This window comes from Kitasatospora sp. MBT63, assembly GCF_000710465.2.
Taxonomy (GTDB): domain Bacteria; phylum Actinomycetota; class Actinomycetes; order Streptomycetales; family Streptomycetaceae; genus Kitasatospora.
This window is the reverse complement of sequence record NZ_JAIZ01000535.1, coordinates 1-2,029: the sequence shown is the minus strand read 5'-3', so window position 1 is coordinate 2,029 and position 2,029 is coordinate 1. Positions and strand designations below refer to the sequence as shown.

Below are 2,029 nucleotides of genomic sequence, written 5' to 3'. Positions count from 1 at the left end.
CGCGGCCCGGGCGCCCGCGGCGGCCACGGCGGCCGTCCCGGCGGCAGGACGGCGGACCGGACCTCGACACCACGCAGCGCGTCCTGCTGCCGACCCGCACCCCCACCCCGCCGATCCGCCAGGTCGCCCTGCGGCTGCTGATGGCGATCGCCGTGCTGGCCGTCACCACCCTGGTGGTCTGGCTCGACCGCAGCGGCTACAGCGACAACTCGGACGGCCCGCTGGACCTGCTCGACTGCGCGTACTACGCCACCGTCACCCTCTCCACCACCGGCTACGGCGACATCACCCCGGTCAGCGACGCCGCCCGGCTGACCAACATCCTGGCGATCACTCCGCTGCGGGTGGTCTTCCTGATCATCCTGGTCGGCACCACCCTGGAGGTGCTCACCGAACGCAGCCGCCACCAGTGGCGGATCGAACGCTGGAGGTCGAGCGTGCGCGAGCACACCGTCGTGATCGGGTACGGCACCAAGGGCCGCAGCGCGGTGGACACGCTGCTCGGCCAGGGCGTGCCGAAGGAGTCGATCGTGGTGGTCGACCCGCAGCGCAAGGTGGTCGAGCAGGCGTCGCTGCACGGGCTGACCGGGGTGGTCGGTGACGCCACCCGCACCGAGACCCTGCTACGGGCACAACTCCCGCTGGCCGCCCAGGTGGTGGTCACCCCGGAACGCGACGACACCGCGGCGCTGATCACCCTGACCATCCGCCAGCTCACCAAGAGCGCCACCGTGGTCGCCGCCGTCCGCGAGGACGAGAACGCCCCGCTGCTGCGGCACAGCGGCGCCGACGTGGTGGTCACCAGCTCCAGTTCGGCCGGCCGGCTGCTCGGCATGTCGACCCTCAGCCCGCACGCCGGAGCGGTGATGGAGGACCTGCTCACCTACGGCAACGGCCTGGACGTGTTCGAGCGCCCGGTCACCAGGGCCGAGGCGGGCCGCAGCCCGCGCGAGTGCGCCGACCTGGTGGTCGCCGTGGTGCGCGGGCGCCGGGTGCTCAAGTACACCGAGCCGGAGGCCGCCACCCTGAAGTCGACCGACCGGGTCATCGTGATCGCGCCCGCCCGGCCCTGAGCCGCCCCGCCGGTGGGGCCCGTTCACGGTACCGGCAGCAGCTCCACCCGGCCGCCCGCGGCCACCCCGCCGGGCACCACCACCGCCAGCGCCTCGGCCAGCGCCAGCCCGCGCAGCATCGCGGGCCCGTCGAAGGCCAGCGCGGCCACGCCCTCGTCGGTCCGCACCACGGGCAGCAGCCGGGTGTCCCGCGGGTGGCCCGGCAGATCGACCGCGGCCCGTTCGACCCGGTGGGCGGGCACCGGCCGCCCGCTCAGGGTGTCCAGCAGCGGCAGGGCCAGCGTCACCGCCCCCGCCACCGCGGCCAGCGGATTGCCCGGCAGCCCGACCAGGTGGCGGCCGTCCGGCAGCGCCGCCAGCAGCATCGGGTGCCCCGGCCGGACCGCCACGCCGTCCACCAGCAGCCGGGCCCGGGCCTGCGCCAGCGCGGGGTGCAGGAAGTCGACCGGGCCGGCGGCGGTGCCGCCGGTCGTCACCACCACGTCGGCGGGCGAACGCCGCACCGCGTCGCGCAGCAGCGCGAAGTCGTCCCGGATCTGCCGGCGGGCGATGAGTTCGGCGCCCGCCGAGGCCAGCCACGGCGTCAGCAGCGGGCCCAGCGCGTCCCGGACCAGTCCCGGCCCCGGCAGCCCGGAGTCCAGCAGCTCGTCGCCGAGCACCAGCAGTTCGACCGTGGGCCGCCGGTGCACGGTGAGGCGGTCGTGGCCGGCCGCGGCCGCGAGCCCCAGCACCGCCGGGGTCACCACCCGGCCGGCCGGCAGCAGCTCCTCGCCCCGGCGGCACTCCTGGCCGCGCGGCCGCACGTCCTGGCCGGGGGCCGGGGTGGTGGCGTACAGCCGCCCGCGCTCCAGCCGGCCGTGCTCGCGCCGGACCACCCCGGTCGCCCCCGCGGGCAGCTGGGCGCCGGTGGCGATCTCCACCGCGGTGCCGTCCGCCAGCGCCACCGCCGCGGCGGG

2 protein-coding genes are annotated in these 2,029 nt (G+C 76.8%); one reads left to right on the top strand and one right to left on the bottom strand.

Annotated features, from left to right (window positions below):
- The coding region (locus AA75_RS28680; protein ID WP_051813612.1) for a TrkA family potassium uptake protein at positions 1-1,073 on the top strand (1,073 nt) is incomplete at its 5' end.
- Between the two features lie 23 nt (positions 1,074-1,096).
- Here the strand turns inward: AA75_RS28680 and AA75_RS28675 are convergent.
- Positions 1,097-2,029, bottom strand: a 933-nt coding sequence (locus AA75_RS28675) for a molybdopterin molybdotransferase MoeA (protein WP_033823187.1), incomplete at its 5' end; no start/stop codon positions are given.